Origin of the sequence: Paraburkholderia phytofirmans OLGA172 (assembly GCF_001634365.1) — a bacterium.
In the GTDB taxonomy this organism is placed as follows: Bacteria; Pseudomonadota; Gammaproteobacteria; order Burkholderiales; family Burkholderiaceae; genus Paraburkholderia.
In genome coordinates this window covers 2,045,529-2,071,613 of record NZ_CP014579.1, presented here as the reverse complement: position 1 = coordinate 2,071,613, position 26,085 = coordinate 2,045,529, and the positions used below count along the sequence as shown (strand labels likewise).

Genomic DNA, 26,085 nt, shown 5'->3' with positions numbered 1-26,085 from the left:
TAGAGACCGTTGCGTAAAGGACGATATCGACGCTCATCGCGCACACCTTGTTGCAGCCTGGCATGTCAATGTCATTCAGGTCAGGGTGTCTGTTGACCGGTCAGTGCCAGGTCGACCTTCTATCCGTGCCGGCCTGACAGGCCGGTCACCTCATGCCGCATGCGCGAAGCGCTGGAGCTACCCTGTTACCGACGCGCCCCATCTAGGGAAACGGCCACCCGCAGTGGGTAGCCCGAGGGTGTTCCGGGCGCGTTGACCTTTACATGCTGTTGCTGCATCCGATGTCATTCAGTCATTCAGGCCCTCACGGTGTTGACGTCGCGCGGCTTGAGTATCGCGCCGACGGGGATCTCGCCGTGCTCGAGATAACGCCACAGGGCGATCGCCAGACGGCGTGTGAGCGCAACGATACCGATGCGCCGCATCCGCTTGCCGGTACCGGCAAAGCGCTCGTTGAACCAGTGGCTGAGCTGGCTGCCGGGCTGCAGGCGCAGCCAGCTCCAGGCGAGCTCGACCATCAGCCAGCGACATCGCCGGTTGCCCGCCTTGCTGATACCGAGTTCAACCTCGCTGGTGCCGCTGGCGTACGGCGTGGGCGTCAGGCCCAGACAGCCGGCCACTTCGCGGCGGTTGCGAAACTGCCGCCAGCCGAACAGTTCCCTGACGAGCGTCCACGCACTGCCTGCACCGATGCCGGCAAGCTGTGCGAGCAGCGCCATGCCGGGATGTGCGCCGCTACGCACCTGCCGCTCCTGCTGCACTTCGAGCAGGCGGATCTGCTGGTGCACCAGCGCGAGCCGCTCACATTCGCGGTCGATCTCGGCGCGCAGACCGGGCGCCAGCAACTCGCGCTGACGGGGCCACCAGTGCGTCCAGATGCGGCCGCCGACAGACCGGACCCGAAGGTTGTGCAGTACCAGCAGGGAGCGGATCCGGTTGGTGTGCGCGGTCTGCTCTTTGCGCAGGCGTTCGAGCTCGCGGTGCAGGCGCCGGTCGTCCTCCTGCCCGGGCGTGGGAATGCGTGCCACCGCCCACACGCGCCGCTCGCCCGCGTAATAGCGCATGAGCATCGACAGCAGCTTGTCGCTGTCAAGCCGGTCTGTCTTGGCGCGACGCGCACTGCGGTTCACCTCGATGCTGGCCGAATCCACCACGAGATTGACGATGCCCTGTTCAGCCAGCCAGCGGTGCAGCCAGAAACCGTCGCGGCCAGCTTCATAACAGCTGTAGACGGGTGCGTCGGCGCCGAGATGGCAACGCGCCCTGGCGTTGGCGATGGCGGTGAGAACCGCCGTGGTATCACCGGCGGCGACCGTACAGCGGCTGGGCGCGCGCTGGCCATCACCCAGTGAGAGCTTCCAGTTCTTCTCGCCCAGTTCAAAAGCCATGTACAGGCGGCCACCTGCCGTCGTATTCTGCCCACGGAGGGCCGTGTCAGGCGTATCCATTTGCGTGCTCCCTCGGAGAAAACGAATGTGCAAGTCCCGTTTTACTCCAGTCGGGCTTTCTGTCGCTGCCCTCCCACATAGCATCTAGGTGCGCTCAAGGCTGGTTGGGACGCCGGGTGACAGTGTGTGTGCGCTAAATCCAGCACACCTTGAGGGGGTCAGTCGTTACCCAGTAACGTTTCCGAACGGAGTGTTACCGGGTAACGATATTGAGGAGTTGCAGGATGGCGCAGACGACGGCACAGCGGCAGGCAGCCTGGCGGGCAAGGCGCGCGACGGCGGGCAAGGACGGCAACGGAGAGCGGCGGCTGGACATGTGGGTCAGTACAGAAGCCGATCTTGCTCTGGCTCGGCTGGCGCGCCGTTCCGCGGTCACGAAGCGTCTGATACTGGAGCAGCTGATCGCGCGAGCGGACGGCGCGATCGTGCGCAGGCTCGATCCGGATTCGGAGCAGTGGGATCTCTATTTCAAGGCTCCCCGGTAGCACCTCGTCGTTACTGCGTATTCCGGTGAACGTGACCGCGGATTCCGGCATTGTGACCGCCGATTCCGGAACGCCCGCCAGGTCGGTTGGGCCGGAATACCCGGTTACCCGGTAACGGACTTTTTTTGGGGGGATAGCCGGGTGCTCAGCGTGGACACTCGATCGAGCGCCGCCGCATCACGGCGATCGTGATCGATCAGGGATGTCCAGATGGAGGCGGACCGGTTCAGTTCCGGCGCGCGGTCATGGCATCAGTTCGCGGTTGTTTCGGCTTGCCGTTTGGCGAAGTTGAATGGCAACAGGTCGCTGATGTCGGCGCCGGGGGCACGCTGCGGCAACTCGGTAAGCACATGGAGCAGATACGTGTAAGGCTCGACCCCACAGGCGCGGCACGTCAGCATCAGGCTGTAGACCGTGGCACTTGCCTTCGCGCCGGCAACGGTGTCACTGAACAGCCATGCGCGCCTCGCAGTTGCAAACGGGCGGATATCGCGCTCCAGAACGTTATGCCGATTCCCGGATTATGCCGCGTCCCGAAGCCACGGGCGCATCAGTTGGGCGGATCCCTGTTCCGGGTCGCTCGGATTGTCGGCATTATCAAAGGCCCTCCAGGAAGGCAAGCAAGGGGTCGGGAGGTTTGTAACGCGTCGGCGCAATGCCGCTCGCATTGGCGTGCGCAAGCGCGCGTTCCTTGAGCCGCATGTCGGCGTGCAGGTAGATCTGGGTCGTCTCAGATGATTCATGTCCGAGCCAGAGCGCGATCACGGTCAGGTCTACGCCGTGATGCAACAGGCTCATCGCGGCCGCGTGCCGAAGCGTGTGGGGCGTTACTGATTTTTTCTTCAGCGAGGGGCACGAGAGACGCGCGATTTCGACGTTGCGTGACACGAGTCGCTGAAGAGCATCGGCACTGAGATGACCGCCGCGCGAACTGGGGAAGACAGGATCATCTGGTTCGCCTGGTTGATACCGTAGCCATTCTTTCAGGACGGCAACGACATCCGGTCGCAGCGGAGTGCATCGCATCTTTCTGCCTTTGCCGAGGCAACGGACGTGGGCGCCTGTGCCGAGCACCACATCCTGACGCCTGAGAGAGGTCAGTTCGCTGTTGCGCAGACCCGTTTGAACCGCTACAAGAAGCAGCGTTCGGTCGCGGTTGCCGATCCATGTTCGTACATCGGGTGCAGCTACCAGGGATGCGGCCTCGCTCTCGGTGAGAAACTCGACGGGGCCGTGTTCACAGCGTTTGGATGGAATCGCAAGGATGCGCTGACATTGCAGGAACAGCGCGGGCTCGCTGACCGCGACGAACCGGAAGAAGGCATGCACAGCGGCGAGGCGCGTATTACGTGTCCGCACTGAATTTCCCCTGTCCTGTTCAAGGTGCTGAAGGAATTTCTCGATCAACGACGCGTCGAAGTCTTCGATCCGCAGTTTTGACGGCACGCGCCCGATATGCTTCATGGCGAACGCCAGCAGCAACCGGAACGTGTCGCGGTAACTCGCCACCGTGTGCGAACTCAGACCTTGCTGCTCGAGCAAGCGCTGGGTAAAGAAACGCTGGACGAGGGATGGAAGGCCGGCGGCGTTCATGGCCACTCTCCCGGACAGTTCCTGCTGAGATAGCCTGCCGCAAGTTCAAGCAACTCCGGAACCGCTTCGATGTACCAGTACGTAAGACCAACGTTGACATGTCCAAGGTAGGCGGCAAGTTTCGGCAATTCCCGGCTCACGTCCAGTCCGGCGCGATACCATGCAACCAGCCTTCCAGTCGCGAAACTGTGTCGAAAGTCCTGGAGCCGTGGGCCGTAACCTGCCCGGCCATCCTTTGTCGCTGGCCGTAGACCGACCGCACGCGACATTCTGACGAACATGTTGCGCACAGCGCTGGCGTTCAGTCTAATACCACGCTCACCCACCAGGAACGCTTCACTCACCCGTAGAGGGCAGAGTTGGTCGCGACTCTGCGCGTAGCGTTCGAGTGCCTCGCGGGTCGACTCTTCGACAGGAACAAAGCGCGATTTGCCGAACTTCGATTCCCGAACGGAGAGTATTCCGTTCACGAGATCAACGTCGCACCGGTCGAGCGAAAGGGCTTCGCCTGGTCTGAGGCCGGTCGCTGCGAGAAGCCCGATGAGCGTCGTATAGGCCAGTGCTCGCAAGCCTGTGCGCGAGCGTAGCCGCGCAGCATGAGTCATGAGCAGGGTGATTTCCTGTTCCGTGTAAATATGCGGAGGATTGCGCCGTCGGCGGGCACTCAGGAGTCCTGCTGGAGGAATCTCATTCCGACTGTCGATGGCGTTCATCCACTTGGCGAATCCTCTCACCTGGGAGAGACGCCGCCCCCAGGTAGCGCGTTCGACGAGTACGGGCGTCGTCGCCCAGCGAAGAGCCAGATCGGTGGTGATGAACTCGGCACCTTCGTGTTCCAGAAGATCAACGAAATGACCGAGTGCCAATGCAGGTTCATAGAATTTCGCCCCGAGCGCCCGGCGCACTGCGACGTACCGAGCGAGGGAGTCACGGATCGCAGTCATATTGCACCTCCCGTCGTGGGCCACGGGCGTGCTACCCTGCGCAGATCCTCAAACGCAACCTTTGCATAGATCGCGGTACTGTCCTGTGAGCGGTGCCGTAAGACCTCAGCGATTTCCGCGATCGACGCACCATGGCGAATCATCGTCGTCGCCAGACCGTGGCGGAATAGATGCGCGGCGCCACGGCACGCGGGACGGAATCCGGCACGAGCGAAAGCCAGACGAACAATGTGGCCAATCGCCGCCGGTCCCGCCAGACCGACGCGCGGTGCCCACATGCGAAGGAAGACCCGTCGCGATGCGCTCGCACCTCGATCGTCGCGAAGGTACATGGCAATCGCCTCTCCAACCTCGGATGGCAGCGGGAGATGCTCGACCATTTGCCCCTTACCATGAACGACGAGTTCTCCGGAACGCCAGTGGATGTCGCCTAGTTCAAGCGCGACGATCTCTCCGGCACGCAAACCGAGCCGCGCCAGCAACAGCAGGACGGCATAATCACGGCTCCCGCGTGGAGTCGACCGATCAGCAGTTGCAATCAGGACCTCTTCCTGCTCAGGCGTGAGGAACGTTGGCACAGTTGACTGCCGCCACTTGCGAACCGAAGGCACCGACTCATACAGGTCTCGTGCCGTCTCGCCATGCAGAAAGAGGAAATGGCAAAACGAGCGAAGGGCCACCGTCATCAGCCGCGTGTACTCCGCCGACCGGCCTTTGCTGCGGGTAAGGATGTGATTCCGGATCGTCATGGCGTCGAATGCATCGGGCAATATGTCGCCGTCGCCGACATCCTGGCTGTTGAGGAAGTCGCGAATGAAGGGCCCGTAGACGAGCACCGAGTTCTTCGCAAGTCCACGATCCTGCCGCAGGTAGTCCAGGTACCGCTCGTAGATATGGGTGATCGCAGATTGGTCGCCCAATGTCGACGAGAGCACGATGGCTTCGTCACGCAGATAGGCAAGAAACGACCGTAACACGGCAAGCTCGAACTGAACACGCGCTTCAGGAGCGTCGGTCAGGCGCTCCGTGAAACAAGCCGTAGCGGACTCATCAAGGTCAACCAGTCCGACGTTCGTGCTCTTCATCCACCGAGAGAAGGCAGACAAAACCCTTCGTTTCTTGAGAAGCGTTACTTCGGAATAACGTGCCGTCCGTAGACGATCAAGGAATGTATCAATGTGACGGGCGGGCAGCCCGCCCGATGCGCTGACTGTGTGTATCGCCTTCATTTGATTTCTCCTGGCCAGCGTAACAGCCAGCCTGAGAAATCATACGGATTATGCCGGCTCGACAATCACACAGGGGCGTGTTCGATGCTCTTTGGGACCTTGACGCGGCATAATCCGGGAATCGGCATAACGTGATTTGTACTAAACCGCTGACGCGGTAGGGGGAGGAGTGCGAGAGCTGATGGCTGACGTTCATTGCGGCGGTGAGCTGACGCAGGATCCCAACGAGGGGACGCAGATACCTCCAGGAGCAGTATGTGGATGCCCAACCGGGCTCCACCACTGCTTCCAGGAGGTTAGTCATGACGCCGCTGCGCCAACGCATGTTGCACGACATGGAGATCCGCAATCTCGCCGATAACACACAGAAGTCCTATCTGATTCAGGTACGCAGTTTCGCCCGGCACTTTCACCGCTCGCCCGAACTGCTGGGTCCCGACGAGATCCGGGCCTGGCTCGTCTACCTCCTCGAAGAGCGCAAGCTGGCACCCGCCAGTCTCGGCGCAACGATCGGTGCACTGCGCTTTCTTTACCGCGTGACGCTCAAACGCGACTGGAGTGACGAGGACTTTCCGTTACCGAAGAAGCCGTTCCGACTGCCAGTCGTCCTCAGCCTGGAGGAGATCACCGCCTTCTTCGAGTCGGTCGCCAGTCTCAAGCACCGCACCATCCTGATGACCGCGTACGCCGCCGGACTGCGTGTCTCCGAAGTCGTGCATCTGAAGGTCACCGATATCGACAGCAAGCGCATGGTTATTCGTGTGAACCAGGGGAAGAACCGTAAGGATCGCTATGTAATGCTCTCGCCGAGGCTGCTCGAGATCCTGAGGCTGTACTGGCAGGACGCCCATCCGAAGGAATGGCTCTTTCCAGGCAACATTCCGGGGCGGCCCATCACCCGCCATGCCGTCGGCGACGCATGCGAGCTTGCACGCAAGCGCAGCGGCATCCCCAAACCCGTGACACCCCATTCTTTGCGCCACGCGTTCGCCACGCATCTGCTGGAAGCCGGTACTGACGTACGCCGGATCCAGCTGCTGATGGGCCATAGGTCCCTTGCGACAACGTCCCGGTACTTGAAGGTGGCCACCAGCACCGTGTGCGCCACCACCAGTCCCTTCGACCTGCTGCCGCATCCCGCACCCGTTCCATCCCCGCCACCTGCGCCCGACTACTTCTGAGCGCAGTCATGCGGCCGGCGCTCGAAGTGGCGGACATTTTCCGCCAGTGTGGGCCCAGTTTTCGGCTATCCCATGCCGAGGGGCTCAGTCGTGTGCAGCGACGCGCGATGAGTGCCATCGAGCTGTGCCGCACCGCGGCCCTCGGCGGCCATGTCGAACAGTGCGACGCCTGCGGTCACCAGCGCATCACCTACAACTCGTGCCGGCATCGGGCCTGCCCGAAGTGCCAGTCGCTCGCCCGCGCGCAATGGCTCGAACGCCGGCATGCGGAGCTCCTCCCCTCGACCGAGTATTTCCATGTCGTCTTCACGCTTCCCGAATCCATCGCCGCTCTCGCGTTCCAGAACAAGAGGACGCTCTACGATCTGCTGTTTCGCGCCAGCGCCGAAACGTTGCGCACGATCGCCGCCGATCCGAAGCACCTGGGCGCCGAGATCGGCTTCCTTACGATCCTGCATACGTGGGGACAGAATCTGCAGCATCACCCTCATGTGCATTGCGTTGTGCCGGGCGGGGGCATCTCCCCGGACGGCGAGCGCTGGATCGCCTGCCGTCCGGGCTTCTTCCTGCCGGTGCGGGTCCTGTCACGGCTCTTCCGGCGGCTCTTTCTCGACCAGCTGCGCCGTGCGTTCGATGCCGGCGTGCTGCGCTTCCATGGCCAGCTCGAGCCGTTGCGTGACCCGCGAGCGTTCGCCGCCTGGCTCGCGCCCGCTGCTCACGCCGAGTGGGTGGTCTACGCCAAGCCACCCTTTGGCGGTGCCGAACACGTGCTCGATTACCTGGGCCGCTACACCCACCGCGTCGCCATCTCCAACAACCGGCTGCTCGCCTTCGACGGGCACACCGTGCAGTTCCGCTGGAAGGACTACCGGCACGAGTCCCGGCACAGGACCATGACGCTCACGGCCGACGAGTTCATCCGTCGCTTCCTGCTGCATGTGCTGCCTGACGGCTTCAAGCGCATCCGCAGCTACGGGTGGCTCGCCAACTGCCACCGTGCCGGCAAGCTCGCCACCTGCAGGCAGCTGCTCGGTGTCCAGGCTCCCGCCGCTGCCCCAGCCGAGCCCCGGGAAGACTACCGTGACCGCTACCAGCGACTCACCGGCAAGTCACTGCGCGACTGCCCCGTATGTGGCAAGGGACACATGCTCCGCATCGAAGACATGCCCGGCAGCCTTCCACGAGCCCCGCCAGGTCCCACCCATGCGCGCTAGTTGCCACCGCACCTGTTTCCGTACACGTTCACCTTTCCTGACGAGGCCAACGCGGCTGCACTCGTGCCTTCGATCTGCTGGCGCACCAGCGTACTCCAGAACGGCGGGTGATTTCCCGGTTCACGCGCGCATTCCCGCTTCCTTTACACGTGATGCTTCCCACTCTCGCCGGAAGTCCGTGTCTGATCGCCACTGCAAGACATCACAAATTACCGCGGCGGTCATTCAATGCCCATAGCCGCCACCGCCTGTGGAGCGGTTTAGCACAAACATTTTTTTGATTACCGGTCGCGGATCAGGTCCGACGACATGGCGATGCGCTGGTTGCCGCGACCGCCAACCAAAAAAATCTCTGCCTCATGCCGCTAGCGGCATGACACCAGTTGTTGTCGATTGGCGCACGTCCATCGTCGACGTAACGGCGCAGGTATTCCCACTGGTTGCGCGTGTAGGCGATGGCCTTGCCCAGCAGACTCTCGGGCAACACCAGCGGCTCGTGTTCGTCCAGCCACGCCTTGAACGCATCCAGCAGCGGTACGCTGTGCTGCTGTCGCAGCCGGTACGTGAAGTCAGCCCGTGCCTCGCCCTCGGGCAGGTCGCCCCGCGCGAGCGTCTCGACCTGGTACAGCGCCTTGAAGTAATCGAGCGCCTGACGGGCACGACCGCCGGGTTTGTTCTGCCCCTTGTGCGCGTCCACATACATCCGCCTGGCGTGCGCAAAACAGCCGAAGTGGGTCACGCCGTCGAGCGTGCGCCACGCGCTGTACCCGTCGGTCATCAGCATGCCCTTGTAGTCCGCCAGGAACGCCTGCGGATATTCCTGGCCGCGCCCCGGCTGGTAGTCGAACAGCACCGCGGGCTGTTCGCAGTCCTCTGCGCTGCGATAGGTCCACATGTACGACTTGCTCTGCGCGGTCTTGCCCGGTTCCTTGAGCACCTGTACCGTCGTCTCGTCGCCGTGGATCAGCGGCTGCGACAGCAGCGTGCGGCGCAGCGCCTCGTACAGCCGGCTGTAGTGCAGCTCGGCGGGCCGGATGATCCAGTTGGCCAGTGTGCCGCGGCCCACCGGAATGTCGGCGCGTGCCAGTGCGTCTTCCATCCGGTACAGCGGCGTGCCGTCCACGTACTTTCCGGTCGTCACCGTTGCGATGAGCGCCGCGCTCGCGTTGCTGCCCGGCAGCGGCTGTGCGGGCATCGGCGCCGTGATGACCGGCGTGCGCTCCGCGTTGCGCTCGCAATGGCGGCACGCATATTTGAACCGCGCGTGCTGCAGCACCGAAGCCTTCACCTCGATGTGCAACTGCTCACTGACTTCCTCGCCGATCCGGTGTAGCGCGTTCTGGCAGCACGGGCAGACTTTCTGTTCTTCGGACAGGTCGTACTCGATGCGTGTGCGCGGCAGATGTGCGGGCAGGGGCTTGCGTCCACGCTTGCGGTGCGCGGGCTCATCCGTCTGCGGCAAGGCCGTGTCAGGCAGCGAGAATGGGTCATCCGGATCATCCTCGTCATCGGACGCTGCCGCGGCCATCTGCTCGGCTTCATCGAACACGCAATCCTTGAGCTTCTCGCTGCCTGGCGCAAAGCGCTTTGACTGCGCGAGCCGGAACTGCTCCTCGAGCTGGGCGATCCGCTGCGCGAGCTGGTGGTTGCGGTTCTCAAGCTCGAGAATGCGCGCGATCAGCGCATCGTGCGGGAGGTGTTTGAGATCGTCCCCGAGGGAGCGGTTGGGTTTGTTGGCATCCATGCCATCCAGGATAGCGCCGGGCCGGGATGGCGGCCAGGTCACCATTGCCTCGTCGTTGTTTACAGGCAACGACCGCAGCGCGGTGCGAACCGTCAGCCCGTGTATCGGTACTGCCGTTCCGGGTGGCGGCGCACCGCGTCAATGTCGATGCCATCGAGCAGCCAATGTAGCTGCTCGCTCGTCAGCTCGACCACCGTCTGCTGCCGGCGTGGCCACACGAAATGGTCTGCCTCCAGGCGCTTCATCATTAACCAGAAACCCGAGCGGTCATAGAAGAGCAGCTTGATGCGGTTGGCCCGCCGGTTGCGGAACGCAAAGACGGCACGGGCAAACGGATCAAGCTGCATCGACTGTTCGACCCGCGTGACCAGACCGTTAATCCCGGCCCGGAAATCGACCGCATCGCGGTGCAGGTAGACCCGCAGGTCAGCGTCGAGCCGGAACATGGCAGCGTCCCAGCGTTTCGATCATGGCCGTCACCAGTGCGGCATCCTGTCCCGTGCATTCAAGCTCAACGCTTACGCCGTTTGGCAACTGCGCTACCACGCGCGAGGACAACGGCGGACGTTGCGACGCACGTACCGGCTGGCGGGGCGCGGGCAGCGGTTCTGGCTCCGCGGGCGGCGCGGGTCTCGTCGCAACATCCTCCACCTCGACGACCGGAATGAACGCCGCCGGCACACCGCCGGTTACCGGCGCCGCCGCGGCGGCGTCGCGCTTCGCCCGGTGCTTGCTGACCCACTTGCGCAACAGGTTCGCGTTCACGCCGGCCTTGAGTGCCAGGCCCGCCAGAGATACGCCTGGCTGAAGGCAGGCCTCGACCAGCGCCTGCCTGGCCTGCTCGTCGTAGTAGTGCCGCTGGCCATCACCGCTCGTGCCGATGGGCTCAAGCTTCGGGACATCGGGAGTCTGTGTCATGAGGTGTCCACCTGTTGTTGAGGTGGACACATGCTGCGCCTGCTGGCATCAGGAATCTATGTGCGCCGAAATCACCGCTTACGACAGTGTGGCTCCCTGACGGGACCACCGTCAGGGAGCGATAGAGTCAGTCTGTCTTGCATTGAACGCAGTGCGCATCGATTGAAAGCTGGTAGCAAGTGAAAACTCCTTGCTGCTCGCGTTCGCCGCCGTCGTCAAACACGTCATAGGAGCCGTCAATGACCCTTCCTGAGCTGGCGCAGCGACTTAATGTATCGTGGACGTACGTGCGCAAGCTTGTCTCACAGGGTGATATTCGTGCGTCGGCGGCCCCGAACGGCGAGCCACTGTTCGATGATACAGAAGCGGAGGCGTATGTCTCCGCTGCGAAAAAAAGACAAGCAAGGGCGATGGAGGAGTACATGGAGGTCTCGCAAAAGCAGAGACGCTAGACATCATGTATGGACGCTGCCGCGTACCTTGAGGTGCGGCAGGTCCATACATGATGTCTAGGTAGTGCTCACATTGTTGGGTGACCCGGAACGAGCAGGCAAGCGATGCAAACACGTCTTGCACAGATGCCTAACCAGCTCTGCGGCAGACCAGATATCAGCTACCACGGAAAAAATCGTAGAGGCTGTGCGTCCGTTCGACCCCTGACAGCCTGGCCGGGCAGAGGCCTTTACTTCGTCCTGTCGGGCTTTTGCCTGCTGTACTGAACGCGCCAATCCTCCAACAGATCGTTTGTGCTTGCTGTGCACGTTGCCTGCTGAATTTCTGGCTGATTTAGTAGCTCCTCCATGGACTTGAGGCATTGTGCAATGGATGGCATCAAGGGGACGGACTTGTCCAGAAATGATGCGGCTGGACGGTTACACGCAGCACCGGTGGTTACGAGCGCATGCAGAATCCTGACGTGATCCGTAACCAGCACGTCTCGCGATGAATGCAGGCGAGCCAGTTCCGTCAATTCATCCTTTACCCGACTGAAAGTTCGATTTTCAAGGAGATGCAGACGGAGACATTCCGAGCGCGCGATATCAAAGACAAACAGAAGATCTGCGTCGGCAGCGCCAATGACTCGGGACACCCCCCTGCGTAACAAACCATGCGCAACTATCGTTTTGAAGGCTTACGGAGTTCCACGATCGCGGGGAAGACTTCTGCATCATTACCTCCGTTCAGAATCACGCCGCTCGGCAACCAGCATGAATACTGTGGTACGGGCGAATCAAGTGGCCATGCTCTCTGACCTGTGAGCCGCTTTTCATGGATCCGCCGCATGCTGCCCCAGCGTTGCTGAGTCGGTTCACTCTAACTGCTCATCCGTAAGGACGAACGGCTTTCGCCCGGCCTGTTCGTCGGCTTGAGCGAGGCGAGCTGCGCACACCTCCAGCAGTGACTCGCGACCACTTTGCCGTAAAGCCTTACGGCGTTACTGGCGCGTAATTTTCCGGCACTTTGGCACCACTTTCCTGAACACCAGGCATCGAAATGCGCGCCGTAGCCCCACCACCAGCAAACCGGCGAGCAATACAACCGCGAACGGATACGTCAGCAGGAAGGCTTGATGCGCAGTTATGTTCTTCAAAGCGTATGCCTCCTTTTCGCGAGGTATTGAGCGGGCTTTCGGCCGAGTCGCAGCCGTCATTGGTGGGTATCGCCCGTAGGACGTTTATGTTCGGCGCTGTCAAATCGAATGCAGCGGCGTGAGCAGCGCTGACAAAACCAGTCGGGCGACGTCCCATATCCCGTCCTCCGGCTTGTAGATGAGCGGTTCAATATCGAAGCGGGGAGAATCAACCAGCAGAACGCTTGCGTTCAAAACACCCGATCGCAGCACGACATCGAAGCGCGCGATTGGCACACGTCGGCTGTTGGACCGGTGTACGCCAAGGTGAACGAGATAACTGAAAAGCTCGCCGTCGTCGGATTCTCTTCGTAGCGGCGCGGGACCATCGATCAGCATCGTTCTCCTGACCGCCTCCAGTGTGCGCATGCTGCTGTTCCCAAGGATTTGCCCGGGCCGCCCAGGCGACCCCGGGTCCTGCTGCTCAGCGACACACGGAAGGGCCTCACTACCGCACTGCCACTCGCCCGCGTGAACCTGCAGGTGCCAGCCGTTTCGTATCAGAGGAGCATTGTCTTCCTGCAATTTCAATCTCCATCGATTGCGCACGTCAATGCTGGAGCCGTGTCGGAACTGTACGCTGTTCGTGATTCACCCGTCTAGCGAAGTACGGACAGCATGCAGACCGCTCAGTCATCATCGAAACAATAAGCAACCTGTGTTATCGCTTATATATTAGCCTGCGAGCTGGCGTCATTCATTGTTTCTGCGCATCGGAGGTCCCGCGCGATAGGGACGCCCTTTTGCATGCGGCGTGCCTTGGTGTTTTACGTATGAAAATGCATCTTCATGCGATCAGGGCGTTCTTATGCCTTCGCGGAAAAGTCATCTGTAGAATGAACAGAGCCCTGCACAGCAAGCCGCTGGTTGCTTCCTCGCTACGGCAGCACTTCCGGGAGGGCCAAACAGCGATATCGGGTGAGATTGTCAGTGCCAATCTCCTGATTCCACACCCACAACCACGCGCTCACATATGCTCCGTACGCGGATTCGGAAACAATGGGGTCTGCATCGAAGCACACCATGCCACGCGCATATGGGCATTGTCTGCGCGCGCTCGCGACGTAATGGAGGTTGCATTCCCGCAGCCCGAAATAATCGATGCACATCTGTGCCGTGAGCCCGTCCTCTTGCATTTCTCGTAGCTGTTCGCTGAAGTCCCGCTGGCGCTGATACGGGCGACTCTCCGGTTCTGTACTCCAATCTATCAAGTCCGGGTCCTTGTCGACCCAAACCCAGGCGCTGACATACGCGCCGAATTCGGACGCGTGGACCAGCGGCGCCGGGTCGAAGCTAATGGCCCCCGTTCCGTGGTTGTACAGGCGGTCAGCAGCCCCGATAAACGGACTATCCTCATATTGTTTTCCGAAAAAGTCCAGAAAATCGCTGGGTTTAAACCCGTTGCTCACCATATGTGAAAGGACTGATTCAAAATCGGACAGGCTACGGAAACCCAGCGCATGAAAATCGACAACACCGCCTTGCAGCATGGGTATCCGTTCAAGACTGGTCGATGGCTTTACGAGAGAGAAGTTCATTGAATGTTTATGAGATGGTTAGGAAAATTTCGTGAGTGAGTAAGCTCTGTCTGTATAGGGCCGCTTTTTATTCCCCTGCGTCATCCCTCTGGACAGAAAGCCAACGGGTTAGATGGCGTGCGAAGTTCCGCAGGACTTTTCGACCCTCTGCTGTCGAGAGGCGGCAGTCGATCAGGAAGTAGCTTGATGCGCTATCTTTTGTGGTTCGTGATCTGTCCAGTGTTGTTTGCAGCTCTGCCCGACAGCGCTGTGAGCGTAATGTCCTCGTACCGAAAAATCTTGCGCGCAACGCACCATTCTTTCCACAGACCTTCAGCCTGATGATCGAAGTCGGGTTCGCCTTCCAGTTGATATATCCGTTTGGACTGCGTGACACCACGCCGCCGGTCTGGGTCGAAGCTAATGATTGGGCTGCTAACGCGGGCCGTTTCTTTGTCGGCGCGAGCCCCGACAAAGTACATCTTTCCCGTTTCGGTCCGCATGATCCTCCACCTGACGAGGGTGACCTGCGGTACCTCGGATACGGGTCGGGCATTCCGGATTTCCATGACGTTTCTGCTCCAGCCGTGGTGCGACCACGCGCAGCCTTACGTTTTCTGACCCGCCATGAAATACATGGCAACTGACCCGCAGCGTTAGTAGAGCACACGCACCGGGCCACCTTAAAACGACAATATATATCGTTTATTGTGAGTGTCGACTGACAATTTTCCCTGATGTCTACGGTGCGGCGATAGTCGACGAAGCGTGTCGTGATCGCGAGCCAGGATAAAGTACTTACTGAGAGCAGTCTGCTTCGTCCGCCCCGACGGCTGATCTGATCAGAAACACCGTCGATTGTTTGACGGTTAATGAAGGATTGGCACGCTCATACACATCGCAAAGTGTTCTCGATGACCTGAGTTTTCTCAGGTCCTTGACATGCCCGATGATTTTCGGCCGGAGTCGCGTCCCGCCTGGCAGGACCTTGATGTAGTCAGGCAGCTTTCCCGGGAAACCTTCATTGTCTTCCCTGTGCCACAACATGTGCCTCATGTCGTAATCCACGACCCAGCGTAACTCGAGGAAATGGTTGAATTCGTATTGCACGAGCAGGCACGCATCCCCGAAAACGTAGAGAACGGGAACGTGTTGTCGAAATGAGAAAAGATTTGGCCATAGCGCGCTGTGCTCACACCAGAACGCGTCGTTCAGCGCCAGAATGTGATAGTGGGCGCTGTCGTTTCTGGCGGAGAAACCGAACATATCCAGCCTTCCTTTTGAGAGTTCCGGTGTCAGCAACAGATAGTCATCTGCAAGAGTCACGGCGATACATTGTTTCTCGCTTACTGTGTTAGCCATATTCTCGGGCAACGCAGACGTGTCGATGAGATACGCTGTGTCTGCGGCGCTTGGGTCCTTCAATATGCCAGCCAGCGTGTCCGGAATCTCCGGGCTGAAAATAGCCGGCACACTGGCACCATTCTGGCGACCGCATCGTCGGCGCAAGAGCATGACCCAAACGCGTTCAAGATGCTGAGCGTCACCTCTTTCAGGTTCTTCAATCTGGTTGCTGTCGCCAATCACGCGGCGAATTTTTGCCTTTGCTTCCTCGGGGAAGTGTGCGATTTGCTCGAGATACGCGCGGAACGGTTCTCCCAGACAACTCCAGTGACCTTCGACCCGGATCATTTCTCTCCGGTATGCGTGCAACGATTCGAAAAAGCTGTTGGCCTCCTTAACCAGGGCGGGGGCGAGATGGGGGAGGTCCTCCTCAACCCATTCGCCGACTTTCTGGGCGTAGACGGTTTCCCAGAAGGATCGATACCACTTGCCATCATCCAACTCTTCCAGAATGCTCGCTGCACGTGAGAGCGCAATTTCCATCGGTGTCGCTCCGGGAACAGAGAATTCCCGCACAGGTGCGACATCTCGATCAGGTACGGGACTAGGGAAGTGTGCAGGCGCAGCTGGATCCGGGGACACCGCCGCGTCGCGAGTCTTGTAAAAAGGTACAAACCCGCTCAGTTGGGCACTGGCGATGTGCGCTGCTGCGAGCAGTGGGCTATAAGTGCTGTCTGCGAGGAATTCCTCCGTTAACTCGAGCCTCTCTATCATGTAGTCGATGCCGGGGTATTCCATCGGCACGTCGGGTGAGTCCGAATACCAACAGTGCTCTATCCAATGGTCGTTGGATGCAGACCGGAGCCGTTCCAGTCGCGCCAGCGATTCGCCCAGTTTGGCAAGCCCGTTGCGCTCCCTGATGGCATCAAGGAGCCTGGGATTCTGATGTTCAAGCAACCACAACAGGATATCTGGTGTCTGGAAAGCAACGGTTGCATTCCAATCTGGCTGGAAATGCACCAGCAGACAGAATGCATCTGCTAGTGCCAGTTGGAGGAGGTCGCAAGTGTTGTTCGGCGCGATACCGTCAAGCGTGGACGTGTTCATGGATGTGTCTGTTCGATCTTTATGTGTCTATTGAATTCAGCAGTCTGTTCGTGTGACGAGGCGAAGAAGGGCGTAGCACATTGGGCCACACAATGTGTTGTGGCGCGTCTGAATGAGGAGCGCACCTTTGCTGCGCTGAGGGGGAATCCGTGTGTAGCGCCCCCGGCGGATGCATAAACTCTTGTCCTTGCCTCGCAGGGGCGTGCGGGGGCGCATCGCGTCAAAAGTCAGTCAGTGGAGCGAGGTGGCGTCGCCCGCATGAAAACCGCTGCAATGGTCCTGACTGGTCGGATGTGAATGAGTTTTGGGTACCGTCGAAAGGAGGCTCGTCCGTGTGACGCTGTCAATCACACTTGGCGTCGCCATCAGATTGACCTCGACAACTGGGTGCGGCATGCCGGTCTCCGTTTTGGACAGGACATAGAGCTCGGGCGCACGGTTGTCGAGAAAGCGCACAACAGCCTCCATGAACCCCGAACGGTCCGGGATATCAAGTTCGGAACGGTATCCTGCGAAACCGGTGAGGTCGCCAACCGGAAGCAGTTCCCGGTAGATATTCAACCCTACGATGACCTCTACAATCGCGCATCGGGACTCGGCCCAGAAATCCAGAAGTTTCCAGAGATCCGGATCGCCATAGTCAGCAAACACGAATAGCCAGCAGTTGGCAATGCGGTATTGAATGGTCAGCAACGGACCCAGCGGCGTTTGGTGACCCCCTAACGTCAGGGAAGCTGGTTCGTTCAGGCACTGCCGCCACTCTTGTGAATCCGTGTGGATTCGCAAGGTTGGTATGCCAGCCAATCGCTTCATGAAAGTTCCGTCCTGTTCCGCAGGGGCGAAGGTTCTGATTTCGGCGCCCCGTAACATGAAGTTATCCTTATTGTATGTTGTGGTGTTGACTTGCGTTTTTGAATGCTTGGCGATTTTCATTGTTTGAGAGGTATAAATATTTAATGCGGGAGAACGTATAAAAACGGTTAAAAATCATGCGGTTAGGCGTCATCTGTTGAGCGGATGTTAACGCGGGTTTTGAGGCCTTGCAACAGCTTTTTTTTATACGGTCCACACTCAAAAGACGCCGCTTGGGAGCGGCAAGTGTGGTGGTCCATGCCGTCAGGACAACGGCCGAAAGTTAGCGGTCGTCCCTGGGCAGCCGGGTTCAATTGTTCGATGCGAGACGCGAGTCGTGCTGGACTTGCAGATGGATAGAACGCGACACGTCAGCCAGGGTAACGCCGTGATTGAATTCTCTGCGTTCATCGCTTCGGGACAGGTGACCGGCGATGTGACGTGATGACTGCACGCGATGCGTCGCCCGGAACGGGCGTCGCAGGAGACACCTTGTCAATTCAGAAAGCAGGACACATCCCACTGCGATGGACCGTTCTGTTTGTCAAGACATCGCGAGGCATGAACAACGCGGCTTCAGCGCCGCCGCCGGTGCGAGCCGGTAAGCCCGCGTGCGGAGCCCGACGGGCCAGTGCCTGGGACATACAGGTTTGATGGCAGGTGCATGCGGGGCAACGGCCGTTCGCTGGTGGCGTACCGCCTTTACTATACAATTCGCTGATACAGAACATTTACTGGCCGTTCACAGGCGCTCCCGCTATCTTCCTATGCCCCGACGAAATCGAGATGCCGAATACGTTTCGGCGTTGCGGGAATACTGGCGCACGCACAAGACGCTGCCGCCGTTTGGACTTGTCGGGTCGCTGTTCGGCATGAGTTCAACCGCTTCTGTCTGGACGGCCGTGCGGAGGCTGGTCTCGGCGGGTTATCTCGTCAGGCTGGAGGGACACTCGCTCGCGCCCGGGCCATTGCTCCTCGAAGCGGAATTGCCCTCGACACTCTCATCAGCAGTCACATCTTCCAATCGGTTCCTTACGCAGACTCAACTTACGTCTCTCGTTCGAGGCGTGGGTGACAGATGCATCGGATACGCTATTGATAGCGACGAATTTGGTGACTACGGGTTGCCCAACGGAACGGTTGCCGTTGTCGACCCGCTATTAACCTCGAAGGCCAACGATGTTATTGCGACGATGTCCGGAGAAAGTTTGGGATTTCGTCGCGTACCGAGAAACGGGCGGTTGCGAGCCGACGTGGTCGTGCTTGGGGTGGTCGTGTTGACTATCAATTTCCTGCGTCCAGCGTGAGTAGCTGCGATATCGAGCGCAATCACAAGGACTTTGATACCGGCGCGTCGCTGGCATCAGGACGACGGGAGTGCTCCTGCCGTCCTGACCTCGCCAGCAACATCGCTTACGCGAACGGGTGCTGATCCCGTGCAATGGTCTGGACCAGCGCGTTGCCAATCCGGGTCACCAATCCAACCACGAGTGCATTACCCATAAGCATGGCACGGGCGATGTCTGACACGCCTTCGCGGTCGGTGAAGCCGCGTGGGAAGCCGTTTAACTGCTCGAGCTCCTCGGGTACCAGCCGGCGTAGCAGGCCAGACGCCTCCCGCACGACATGCTTGGTCCGGGTGGCGCTTGCGCCGCCTTCTGAGGTGATAATCGTTCTGGCCGGCCGGTCCAGCCTGTCAGGGTAGGGCATGGCGCCCTCCGAATAGGTGTATGAGAAGCCATTCCTGTCTCGGGGAATATTCTTCGCGCCTTTTGCGAGCCGCCATCTTTCCTCGGACTCGCCCCGGACGTAGAAACTGGTCGGAACAAGCGAGGTTTTGCTGATGACGTTACCGAGTGTCTGTGCGGTGGCGGCGCCAGTGAATTCGGTATAGTCACCCGGGATTTCGGAAGCCACGCGGCAGGACCAGACCTGCCCTTCAGCCATGAAACCTGCGTTCGAGAACCTCGATTTGCCGTTTGACAGGGGCGTATAGCTCAATTGCTGCGCAAATGGCTCATTGCGGACTGTCATGCAGGGGTTGACGGCATCGGGCGGCGCTACCAGCGTGGCGGGAAACGCCTTCGTCAATACTGCCGGCCTGTGCCAACCGCCGTCCGTTGCCAGTTCCCTCATCATGCGTCCATGGACGCCGGTCGACTGGTGGTACGCGACGATGAAAATGCGTCGCCGGCTTTGTGGGAGGCCGTATTCAGCGGCATTGACAGTCCGCCACTCCACGGCATAGCCCAGTCCGTAGAGCGTCGAAAGGACGACGGAAAAATCACGTCCGCGGCAGGATGCGGGAGACGAGAGCAGGCGGTCCACATTTTCGAGCACGAGATATTTCACGGGTTGGCCATCGTCAATCCGCTGCCGGAGCAGGGTCGCGATTGACCACCACAGCACGCCCCGCTTTCCATCGAGTCCCTTCGAGTGCGAAAGCGGCTTGGCCACCGAATAGTCCTGGCAGGGGAAGCCGCCGACGACCACGTCCGGTGCCGCAGCGCGGATAGCCCGTTGACCTTCTTCTGACGTTAGGACCGTGGCGATGTCTTCGTTCAGATGCACGCCATCGGGCCAATGACTCCGGTAAACGTTACTGGCGTGTTGGGCTTTCCGCGCGGGCTCGTACTGGTTGCTCAGGGTGATAACGAATGGGCTGGCGTGGACCGCCTCCAGCCCCAGTCTGAATCCGCCGACCCCGGCGAACAGTTCAACGACATTGAGTTGGGCACTTTTGAATTCTTCGAACGGCATCTTGATTCCGGATTGATGTAGGAACCAAGTGCAGCGAAATACTTTTAGCCGAGGCCTTGCCGGATCGGCCCAAGGCGATTTTCCTTTGGTTTTTTCTGGGTAAATCGGCGGTTGGTTCGTGCTTTCTGCCGGGACTGACGACCGTGGCAACCGACGGGATGCGGTTCATTGAAGGCAGATCAGGGGGGAGCCACGCAGGGAGCATTCGCGAAGGCCAGGGCTGGCACCGCCTCATCAGATTGACCGACAGGTTGCGGTGCCGCTAATCAGTTGCGATGTTGTGGGACGGGGAGCGGTCCTGACCAGGCTGTCGCGTTACGCGGTCCGCACGCAGGTGCGAGTCCTGGGTGACGGCGCAGGTGCGCGGTCTGGATGCCTGCGGGCGACTCAGCCCGACTGGAGGAAGGTGGCCTGAACCCGCGAATTGAGCGACGTGGGTTGCGCCCTGGCGCGGCCGCCACAATAGCTGCAATCGCACCTCTTAAGCCCGGTTTCGGCTCGTAACAGCTGCATTTCCGGCGATTGGCGTGCGTGGGTATGGGCGGCCTTTCGCGCGCCGTGTACGCGCGGCGCCATTGCGCAAGTATCCTGGCAGTGGCCCGCCGGGATGCCCGGCCGCGGGTTCTGAAAGAGCCCGTGAGGTGCCCGATACCCTCGATGCGGGCAACGAAGAGGCGGTCCGGTTGTTCGTGGGTGGCGAGCGTGATCAGGCTCAGCCTGCGAGGCAGTGGCAATATGAGGGCGCTCGCCCGGTCGGCTTCATCCGTGACCGCACACAGTCGGGTACGGGTGAGGTACGCCCTCCCAGCTGCTCTCATCGCGGCAGCAAGGCATCGCGTGCGGACGGGACCAGGCGCGATACATAACCCGGATGAACCACGTTGAGTATGGCCTTTCGTCTCCGCCTGCGAAGCGGGCGAAATCACCCGGGTCAACGTCGACCTGACCGTCATGATGTGACCGGGTTGCGGAAACGTAACGGCAGTGAGCTCACGTGCAGCGGACCGCGTGATTCCGTCGGCGTCGATGGTCGGATAGGTGGATGGCTAAAAATGCTCCATATACCGGATAACGCACCGGGACTGTTTCAAGGTGCTTCTATAACCGACCGGAGTTTGCATGAACAGCCATCAGAACATGGAGGTCTAGATTGAGTTGCTGCCTTCCGACGAAGCGCGCGCGCGATGCACGGGCGAGATGCTTCTTGAACTCCTACGCCTGAAACGTCGAGGCCTCACGTTTGACCATTGCCTGAAGTTTTTTGGTGAGGATTGGCGCGGCAATCCGCTTATCGAAGAGGCACGCCGCATCTGTGACCGCGGAAGCGGGGATATCCACTTCGACAACGACCCGCTCGTGTCCGAGTTTGCGGACGGCGCGTATGTCAGTGCGTGGGTATGGGTCGACGATTGCGATGGCGCACTCCGAAGAAGCGTAGTGGTACCCGAACGATGGCAGCTGCTGTCGACCGCATGAGTCATGGCCAGGGGGGGCAAGCAGGTACGCCTGGCAGGTCGCTATCCAGCTCCGGGATTCGAGAATGGGCTGCATCAAGGTTGCTCAAAGCCCCGTTCAGGCATGGTCCGGTCGATGTCGTCGATGGTTTCCATGGCGCACACTGCGCGAAACTCACCTGGGGAGGGGGCGACGGAGGATCTGCCCGGGAGGGGGCAGGCCACGGCGGGCCGGGGAGCACACCGCGCCGCCGATTTTTCCGAGGACCTCAACGGATTCGCGACCTCCGCCGTTTCAGGCTCAGCTCCGAATACGTCATCGGAATACAATCGCCAGTCGTAACATTCCGATACGAGTCGTCACTTATGACCAATCATGCCGTGGTGCTGCGACCGTCGCAGATACGGCATCTGCTGCGTGTGACGGAAGCAACAAGCCGACACCCAGAGCGAGACGTGCTCATTTTGCTGCTGGGCATCACTTGTGGCATGCATGTCACAGAAATTGCGCGCGTCGAAATTGCCGATGTGATGACGCAATCGGGTGCCATTCGCGATGAAGTCAGCCTGCGCGCGGTGATTACGAAAAGCTGTCGCCAGCGCTGCGTGTACCTCACTCACGAGAAGACTCGAGCGGCGCTCGAACGGTATCTCACATTCCGTGTCAGGCGGCAGTTGGGAACATCCTTGGACGAATGCGCATATCGCGGGCTGATTGCGTCCAATCGCCTAATCTTGACGCACAACGGTACAGCCTACGAGCTGAGTTTGAAGCGACGGACAAATGGCGAGGGCGGGCAAGTGGGCTATTGGGCCGCTGACAGCCTTCAGAGCTACGTTACCAGCCTGTACCGTGCGGCAGGCCTGCAGCGTGGCTACAGTTCCCATTTTGGCCGCCGGACCTTCGCCAACCGTCTTCTTGCTCAGTGTGAATCCTTTGAAACGGTGCAAACCTTGCTAGGTCACGCGGAACTTGACCATGTCATATCGTACCTCGACGACGACCCAGCACGCATTCGCGCGGCGTTGGAGTCGTTCAGCGCGGACTTCATGCCAGACCATGACGACGCCTAAAGCGCAGGCCCTCTTTGGCCGATAACCTGTGATGGCTCACGAAAACATCGAAGTTCGGAGCGTCGGCGCCGCTATGTCCCGTGTGGCGACAAGTACCGATATGTGAATACACGCTGCGCGGTAACGGGATCACAAAGCTGAACGGAAAATGCGTCTGGGAAAAATGGAATATGCGCTTTTGGCTGTAGCTGTATTGTCTGTCGTGTGCTTCGCCAATTGGCTTCAGAAGGAGATTGACGGTCCTGCTCGAGCCCGCGGTCAGTTGGAAGGCGGAAACTCGCGCGGCAACTGCACGGAGGAAACTGCGGCTGTCACGGCACTAAGAAGCTGTTGCGAAATTACGTTTTGGGTCTGTTAAGGAAGGTCTGCAAAAGTCCTGGCATTGCGTTGCTGCTGAGCTATCCTGGAAGCAGAGCCAATTAGGTGGGGAGCAGTGTAATGACGCAACTTGGTCTTGGTCTGGATCTGTCAACGAAGCGCACGCGCAAGCGGGAATTTCTCGATGAGATGCGACGCGTTGTGCCCTGGTTGAAGCTGATTGCGCTGATCGAGCCGCACTATCCCACGGGCAAAACCGGTCGGCCGCCGTTCCCGATTGCGACGATGCTGCAGATTCATTTCATGCAGCAATGGTTCGGTCTGTCAGACCCTGCCATGGAAGAGGCACTCTATGACGTGCCGCTGTATCGCGAGTTCGCGGGTCTCGACGGCGGGATGGTCCGCTTGCCGGATGAAAGCACGATTCTCCGGTTCCGCCATCTGCTGGAAACGCACGGTCTGGCGGTGCAAATGCTGGCGCTGGTCAATGAAATCCTGACGGAGAAAGGCCTGATGCTTAAGGCTGGGTCGGCAGTCGACGCCACCCTGATCGCCGCGCCCAGTTCGACAAAGAATGGCTCCGGCACGCGCGATCCTGAAATGCAATCAACGCAGAAAGGTGGCAACTGGTACTTCGGGATGAAAATGCATATCGGCGTGGACGCCGATTCGGGCCTGGTCCATACGGTCATTGGAACGGCGGCCAATGTTCACGACATTACCGTAGCCCAGACGTTGCTGCATGGTGAAGAAACGGATGTGTACGCGGACGCCGGATATCAGGGTATCGAAAAGCGTTGTGAGCCTGAGGCGGTGCGTTGGCATGTTGCAATGCGACCGGCAAAGCGCAGGAAACTGGATCTGAGTGATTCGTTGGACGCGATATACGATCAGATCGAACGCCTGAAGGCGGGTATTCGGGCCAAGGTCGAACACCCGTTTCGCATCCTCAAGCGGCAGTTCGGTTACATGAAGACGCGCTATCGTGGTTTGCCGAAGAACATCGCCCAGATCACCACGCTGTTTGCTTTGGGCAATTTATGGATGGCTCGCAGAGCTTTGCGCAAAGCTTGAAACACCGGGCCGATGAAGGCCATATGTCTGGTTGGAGCGCTCCGGAGCGCGGAAAACCCCTCGCAATCAGCTCACCAACAAAGATCTGAACGCCGAGGTTGCGCTCGATGTGAAAGGTAACGCTTCAAAGCTAGTTGTGCAGAGCTTCCTTAACAGCCCCCTCGGGGTCTTTTTGAAATGGCCTCTAAGCGCTTTTAAACGGTTGGTTGCGGCTGCTCGCGAAGGCACCCGTCGGGAAGAGTGAGCCTGTCCGGGACCGGCAACTTATACATTAAGGCAGGCAGGGAGGCTTTGACGTCGGAATCATTTAGTTCGCGATTCTGCGGTAAATGGTTCCCGCGCACTACGTTCTCGAGGACCGCCGCGCGAATCTACAGCGCAGACGCAGTTTGATTGTTGGCGAGTCGTCCGCTCGCCGGGTGACACAGGAGACAGGCGACCCTTAGACCGCTTGGCAGCGGGTTTCAATATACACCGACCAATCGCGAATCGGATGACCCGGCTCACCGCTCCTGCGGATGTTGTGGCGCCGACGCCGTGTCCGGCGCTTATCAGCGATACCCATGTCGTGAGAAATGGCCTCGCATGACTATTTAAACGCCCGCCTCAAAAAATTAAGTGACCGCCTCAAAAATGAGCGTCCCCAGAAAAAAATTTTCTGCGGTATCGCATCGAGCACTGTCAGGATTGTTGCGATTCGCGAAAAGGTGTGGACACCTGTGGCCGGCCAGCATTATGCAACTGGGTTCCCGGGCGTGATTGGCGCGCATGCGGATGCGCGACGCAGGTCGTTGATGCGCAATCTATGATTTGTCACTGCCGTCGCCAAGGTGATTTGTATCGAACAGGAGGAAAGCCGCCGCGTTGTATTTAAATAAATAGGAATGCTTATGATGTGGGAGCGATGCGGCTCCCAGATTTGTCAATTCGCTACCTCTCCACCATTCTGGCTACGAGCACAAGGATTTTTGTAGCGATACATGGCGTGGTAAGACACATCCGTCGACCCTATTTGTATAGTGGCGGATGCACATCTGCTGGTGGCGTCGGAGGCGGGCATGAATGATGCTGTTGGGCGCCGCCTTGTAGGGTTGCCGCCGTGACCAACAGCGCGTCACCCTTCCGAAACATGCCACCACCGGACAGCTGCGCCTGAGTTTTCCCGACGCGTCGTCCTTGGAATTTGCAAACCAGTGGCTACTATCCCTTTCTGCATCTCCAGAGGGGAGGTGCGGGCGGACGCAGATCAGCGGACCCGACGGGTTTCCAGTCGGGTGTCGCGGGGAGAGTGGCCATGGGCTTCAGCGATGGAGGGTTGACGTCGGTCAGACACAGCCTATGCGCCGACGGCGCGCTATCTGTTGTCGGCGTGCCAGTCGGACCTATATCGGGTACTCGATCTACCCGGCTGACGGGCCGTGCCGTTCACTTGGGTATGCGCCGCGCCCTCCGCATGATGCTTGGGGCGGCAACCTCATCGAGTGGCGCTGTTCGCTTGGCTGGGAGAGAGCTGGTGGCCGAGGAAACGGCCGCTTTTTATGGCCCCTTCGCAAGCCATATCATTGTTGGCATGGCTTGCATACGGGTCAATGAGCATGAAATAAAACCCGGCTGGCGATGCTTGGTGATCGACTGTGATCGCCGCCATACGTTGCAGTTCCAGTTGTCGAGAGCAGGTGCAATGGCGCAGTCAGACTTGTGTACATCCGACATGTCATTTGTCTCGGCGCAATTGCTTGCAGACGGAGTGAGCGTCGTCATGTTTACTCGCGCGCACAACCTGCCGAGCACGGGTGCGCTACGGGATTTCGCTGGTTGTTTTGTGCGGCAGGGCGGTTGCATCGTGGTGACAGCCGACTCGGCCAATCCGAGAACCTTGCGCCTGAAGAGGTCGCTGCCGGCACTCGGATTTGCATGGCTTGAGGCCGCTGATGGGACGCCCGCATCTGGCTGGGCCACCAGCGTTGGTGGATTTTTCAACGTAGGGAGGGATTGATCAAGGACTTCGATCGTTAGGTCCAAACTGGCGACGTCTGTCCATGGCTGCCGGGAGGACCTGCAATTCCGAAAAGGATAGTGTCCCTACCGTGCGACGCGGAGTGAAGAGGGATAACGCGACGATGCCGACTTCGGCGTTCAAAGGAGATTATTGGCGAAAAAACGGAACTAGGTGAAATCAGGTGACCCTGACGACACGAG

23 protein-coding genes and 2 pseudogenes are annotated in these 26,085 nt (G+C 59.6%); 11 read left to right on the top strand and 14 right to left on the bottom strand.

Features of this window, described 5'->3' with window-relative positions:
• Nucleotides 1-296 precede the first annotated feature (296 nt).
• Nucleotides 297-1,448, bottom strand: coding sequence for an IS110 family transposase (locus AYM40_RS29260; protein WP_063499569.1), 1,152 nt, complete (start codon nucleotides 1,446-1,448; stop codon nucleotides 297-299).
• Nucleotides 1,449-1,672: 224 nt separating this feature from the next.
• Here AYM40_RS29260 and AYM40_RS29255 point away from each other — a divergent pair, with 224 nt between their 5' ends.
• Nucleotides 1,673-1,933 carry a hypothetical protein gene (locus tag AYM40_RS29255; RefSeq protein ID WP_063499568.1) on the top strand — a complete coding sequence of 87 codons (261 nt, stop codon included), beginning with the start codon at nucleotides 1,673-1,675 and terminating at the stop codon, nucleotides 1,931-1,933.
• A 251-nt stretch (nucleotides 1,934-2,184) separates the two neighbouring features.
• Here the strand turns inward: AYM40_RS29255 and AYM40_RS39210 are convergent.
• From AYM40_RS39210 to AYM40_RS29240, 4 genes and pseudogenes are all read right to left on the bottom strand, one after another.
• Nucleotides 2,185-2,442, bottom strand: a pseudogene (locus tag AYM40_RS39210) (transposase domain-containing protein); the annotation flags it as partial.
• 88 nt (nucleotides 2,443-2,530) lie between these two features.
• Entirely contained in the window at nucleotides 2,531-3,526 is a 996-nt protein-coding gene (locus AYM40_RS29250; protein WP_063495242.1) for a tyrosine-type recombinase/integrase, read from the bottom strand.
• Nucleotides 3,523-4,470 (bottom strand): tyrosine-type recombinase/integrase, encoded by a 948-nt coding sequence (locus tag AYM40_RS29245; protein ID WP_063495243.1) that lies wholly within the window; start codon nucleotides 4,468-4,470, stop codon nucleotides 3,523-3,525. The genes AYM40_RS29250 and AYM40_RS29245 overlap by 4 nt, the downstream gene beginning before the upstream one ends.
• Nucleotides 4,467-5,555: a site-specific integrase gene (locus AYM40_RS29240; protein WP_236720895.1), complete on the bottom strand. Its 1,089-nt coding sequence runs from the start codon at nucleotides 5,553-5,555 to the stop codon at nucleotides 4,467-4,469. Before AYM40_RS29240 ends, AYM40_RS29245 begins: the two co-directional genes overlap by 4 nt.
• A gap of 446 nt (nucleotides 5,556-6,001) precedes the next feature.
• Here AYM40_RS29240 and AYM40_RS29235 point away from each other — a divergent pair, with 446 nt between their 5' ends.
• Nucleotides 6,002-6,880: a tyrosine-type recombinase/integrase gene (locus tag AYM40_RS29235; RefSeq protein WP_063499036.1), complete on the top strand. Its 879-nt coding sequence runs from the start codon at nucleotides 6,002-6,004 to the stop codon at nucleotides 6,878-6,880.
• Between the two features lie 8 nt (nucleotides 6,881-6,888).
• Nucleotides 6,889-8,094, top strand: coding sequence for an IS91 family transposase (locus AYM40_RS29230; RefSeq protein WP_063499035.1), 1,206 nt, complete (start codon nucleotides 6,889-6,891; stop codon nucleotides 8,092-8,094).
• Between the two features lie 382 nt (nucleotides 8,095-8,476).
• On the opposite strand, the pseudogene tnpC reads toward AYM40_RS29230, so the two are convergent.
• From tnpC to tnpA, 3 genes and pseudogenes are all read right to left on the bottom strand, one after another.
• Nucleotides 8,477-9,838, bottom strand: a pseudogene (tnpC, locus tag AYM40_RS29225) (IS66 family transposase); the annotation flags it as partial.
• A 92-nt stretch (nucleotides 9,839-9,930) separates the two neighbouring features.
• Nucleotides 9,931-10,284: an IS66 family insertion sequence element accessory protein TnpB gene (gene tnpB / locus AYM40_RS29220; protein ID WP_063499567.1), complete on the bottom strand. Its 354-nt coding sequence runs from the start codon at nucleotides 10,282-10,284 to the stop codon at nucleotides 9,931-9,933.
• The gene (gene tnpA, locus AYM40_RS29215; RefSeq protein WP_063499566.1) at nucleotides 10,265-10,756 is read right to left on the bottom strand and encodes an IS66-like element accessory protein TnpA; all 492 of its coding nucleotides are present in this window, start codon (nucleotides 10,754-10,756) and stop codon (nucleotides 10,265-10,267) included. The genes tnpB and tnpA overlap by 20 nt, the downstream gene beginning before the upstream one ends.
• A 239-nt stretch (nucleotides 10,757-10,995) precedes the next feature.
• On the opposite strand from tnpA, the gene AYM40_RS29210 reads away from it, so the two are divergent.
• Complete coding sequence (locus AYM40_RS29210) at nucleotides 10,996-11,208, top strand: hypothetical protein (RefSeq protein WP_063499565.1); 213 nt, start codon at nucleotides 10,996-10,998, stop codon at nucleotides 11,206-11,208.
• A gap of 983 nt (nucleotides 11,209-12,191) precedes the next feature.
• Here AYM40_RS29210 and AYM40_RS41565 read toward each other — a convergent pair.
• The 3 genes from AYM40_RS41565 to AYM40_RS29195 all read right to left on the bottom strand — a co-directional run bounded on the left by AYM40_RS41565 (nucleotide 12,192) and on the right by AYM40_RS29195 (nucleotide 13,876).
• Nucleotides 12,192-12,347: a hypothetical protein gene (locus tag AYM40_RS41565; RefSeq protein ID WP_158515345.1), complete on the bottom strand. Its 156-nt coding sequence runs from the start codon at nucleotides 12,345-12,347 to the stop codon at nucleotides 12,192-12,194.
• Nucleotides 12,348-12,446: 99 nt separating this feature from the next.
• A complete protein-coding gene (locus AYM40_RS29200; protein WP_063499563.1) occupies nucleotides 12,447-12,725 on the bottom strand; it encodes a hypothetical protein in 279 nt (92 codons plus the stop codon).
• Between the two features lie 539 nt (nucleotides 12,726-13,264).
• Nucleotides 13,265-13,876 (bottom strand): hypothetical protein, encoded by a 612-nt coding sequence (locus AYM40_RS29195; RefSeq protein WP_063499562.1) that lies wholly within the window; start codon nucleotides 13,874-13,876, stop codon nucleotides 13,265-13,267.
• Between the two features lie 248 nt (nucleotides 13,877-14,124).
• On the opposite strand from AYM40_RS29195, the gene AYM40_RS40775 reads away from it, so the two are divergent.
• Nucleotides 14,125-14,550: a hypothetical protein gene (locus AYM40_RS40775; protein WP_148662336.1), complete on the top strand. Its 426-nt coding sequence runs from the start codon at nucleotides 14,125-14,127 to the stop codon at nucleotides 14,548-14,550.
• Between the two features lie 151 nt (nucleotides 14,551-14,701).
• On the opposite strand, the gene AYM40_RS29185 is transcribed toward AYM40_RS40775, so the two are convergent.
• Both AYM40_RS29185 and AYM40_RS29180 read right to left on the bottom strand, forming a co-directional pair.
• Nucleotides 14,702-16,354 (bottom strand): hypothetical protein, encoded by a 1,653-nt coding sequence (locus tag AYM40_RS29185; RefSeq protein WP_063499560.1) that lies wholly within the window; start codon nucleotides 16,352-16,354, stop codon nucleotides 14,702-14,704.
• Nucleotides 16,355-16,585: 231 nt separating this feature from the next.
• The gene (locus tag AYM40_RS29180; RefSeq protein ID WP_148662335.1) at nucleotides 16,586-17,287 is read right to left on the bottom strand and encodes a hypothetical protein; all 702 of its coding nucleotides are present in this window, start codon (nucleotides 17,285-17,287) and stop codon (nucleotides 16,586-16,588) included.
• 686 nt (nucleotides 17,288-17,973) lie between these two features.
• Here AYM40_RS29180 and AYM40_RS29175 point away from each other — a divergent pair.
• A complete protein-coding gene (locus AYM40_RS29175; RefSeq protein WP_148662334.1) occupies nucleotides 17,974-18,513 on the top strand; it encodes a hypothetical protein in 540 nt (179 codons plus the stop codon).
• 106 nt (nucleotides 18,514-18,619) lie between these two features.
• Here the strand turns inward: AYM40_RS29175 and dcm are convergent, their stop codons facing one another.
• On the bottom strand, nucleotides 18,620-19,966 hold the full coding sequence (dcm, locus tag AYM40_RS29170; RefSeq protein WP_063499557.1) for a DNA (cytosine-5-)-methyltransferase: 1,347 nt from the start codon (nucleotides 19,964-19,966) through the stop codon (nucleotides 18,620-18,622).
• A 1,197-nt stretch (nucleotides 19,967-21,163) separates the two neighbouring features.
• On the opposite strand from dcm, the gene AYM40_RS29165 reads away from it, so the two are divergent.
• From AYM40_RS29165 to AYM40_RS29150, 5 genes are all read left to right on the top strand, one after another.
• Complete coding sequence (locus tag AYM40_RS29165; protein WP_148662333.1) at nucleotides 21,164-21,442, top strand: hypothetical protein; 279 nt, start codon at nucleotides 21,164-21,166, stop codon at nucleotides 21,440-21,442.
• 344 nt (nucleotides 21,443-21,786) lie between these two features.
• On the top strand, nucleotides 21,787-22,494 hold the full coding sequence (locus AYM40_RS29160; RefSeq protein ID WP_063499555.1) for a site-specific integrase: 708 nt from the start codon (nucleotides 21,787-21,789) through the stop codon (nucleotides 22,492-22,494).
• 438 nt (nucleotides 22,495-22,932) lie between these two features.
• Nucleotides 22,933-23,886 (top strand): IS5 family transposase, encoded by a 954-nt coding sequence (locus AYM40_RS29155; RefSeq protein WP_063494433.1) that lies wholly within the window; start codon nucleotides 22,933-22,935, stop codon nucleotides 23,884-23,886.
• A gap of 575 nt (nucleotides 23,887-24,461) precedes the next feature.
• The gene (locus AYM40_RS40770) at nucleotides 24,462-24,695 is read left to right on the top strand and encodes a hypothetical protein (protein ID WP_148662332.1); all 234 of its coding nucleotides are present in this window, start codon (nucleotides 24,462-24,464) and stop codon (nucleotides 24,693-24,695) included.
• Between the two features lie 704 nt (nucleotides 24,696-25,399).
• Nucleotides 25,400-25,882, top strand: coding sequence for a hypothetical protein (locus tag AYM40_RS29150; protein WP_148662331.1), 483 nt, complete (start codon nucleotides 25,400-25,402; stop codon nucleotides 25,880-25,882).
• Nucleotides 25,883-26,085: the final 203 nt, after the last annotated feature.

Coding starts and splice junctions, on each gene's coding strand:
- AYM40_RS29235 (WP_063499036.1), top strand. CDS start 6,002: ATGACGCCGCTGCGCCAACGCATGTTGCACGACATGGAGATCCGCAAT.
- AYM40_RS29260 (WP_063499569.1), bottom strand. CDS start 1,448: ATGGATACGCCTGACACGGCCCTCCGTGGGCAGAATACGACGGCAGGT.
- AYM40_RS29200 (WP_063499563.1), bottom strand. CDS start 12,725: ATGCTGATCGATGGTCCCGCGCCGCTACGAAGAGAATCCGACGACGGC.
- AYM40_RS29180 (WP_148662335.1), bottom strand. CDS start 17,287: ATGAAAATCGCCAAGCATTCAAAAACGCAAGTCAACACCACAACATAC.
- AYM40_RS29250 (WP_063495242.1), bottom strand. CDS start 3,526: ATGAACGCCGCCGGCCTTCCATCCCTCGTCCAGCGTTTCTTTACCCAG.
- AYM40_RS29245 (WP_063495243.1), bottom strand. CDS start 4,470: ATGACTGCGATCCGTGACTCCCTCGCTCGGTACGTCGCAGTGCGCCGG.
- AYM40_RS29160 (WP_063499555.1), top strand. CDS start 21,787: ATGACCAATCATGCCGTGGTGCTGCGACCGTCGCAGATACGGCATCTG.
- AYM40_RS29210 (WP_063499565.1), top strand. CDS start 10,996: ATGACCCTTCCTGAGCTGGCGCAGCGACTTAATGTATCGTGGACGTAC.
- AYM40_RS29165 (WP_148662333.1), top strand. CDS start 21,164: ATGCTTCTTGAACTCCTACGCCTGAAACGTCGAGGCCTCACGTTTGAC.
- AYM40_RS29230 (WP_063499035.1), top strand. CDS start 6,889: ATGCGGCCGGCGCTCGAAGTGGCGGACATTTTCCGCCAGTGTGGGCCC.
- AYM40_RS29255 (WP_063499568.1), top strand. CDS start 1,673: ATGGCGCAGACGACGGCACAGCGGCAGGCAGCCTGGCGGGCAAGGCGC.
- AYM40_RS29195 (WP_063499562.1), bottom strand. CDS start 13,876: ATGCTGCAAGGCGGTGTTGTCGATTTTCATGCGCTGGGTTTCCGTAGC.
- AYM40_RS29175 (WP_148662334.1), top strand. CDS start 17,974: ATGCCCCGACGAAATCGAGATGCCGAATACGTTTCGGCGTTGCGGGAA.
- AYM40_RS29240 (WP_236720895.1), bottom strand. CDS start 5,555: ATGAAGAGCACGAACGTCGGACTGGTTGACCTTGATGAGTCCGCTACG.
- tnpB (WP_063499567.1), bottom strand. CDS start 10,284: ATGTTCCGGCTCGACGCTGACCTGCGGGTCTACCTGCACCGCGATGCG.
- AYM40_RS29185 (WP_063499560.1), bottom strand. CDS start 16,354: ATGAACACGTCCACGCTTGACGGTATCGCGCCGAACAACACTTGCGAC.
- AYM40_RS29155 (WP_063494433.1), top strand. CDS start 22,933: ATGACGCAACTTGGTCTTGGTCTGGATCTGTCAACGAAGCGCACGCGC.
- dcm (WP_063499557.1), bottom strand. CDS start 19,966: ATGCCGTTCGAAGAATTCAAAAGTGCCCAACTCAATGTCGTTGAACTG.
- AYM40_RS40770 (WP_148662332.1), top strand. CDS start 24,462: ATGGCCTCGCATGACTATTTAAACGCCCGCCTCAAAAAATTAAGTGAC.
- tnpA (WP_063499566.1), bottom strand. CDS start 10,756: ATGACACAGACTCCCGATGTCCCGAAGCTTGAGCCCATCGGCACGAGC.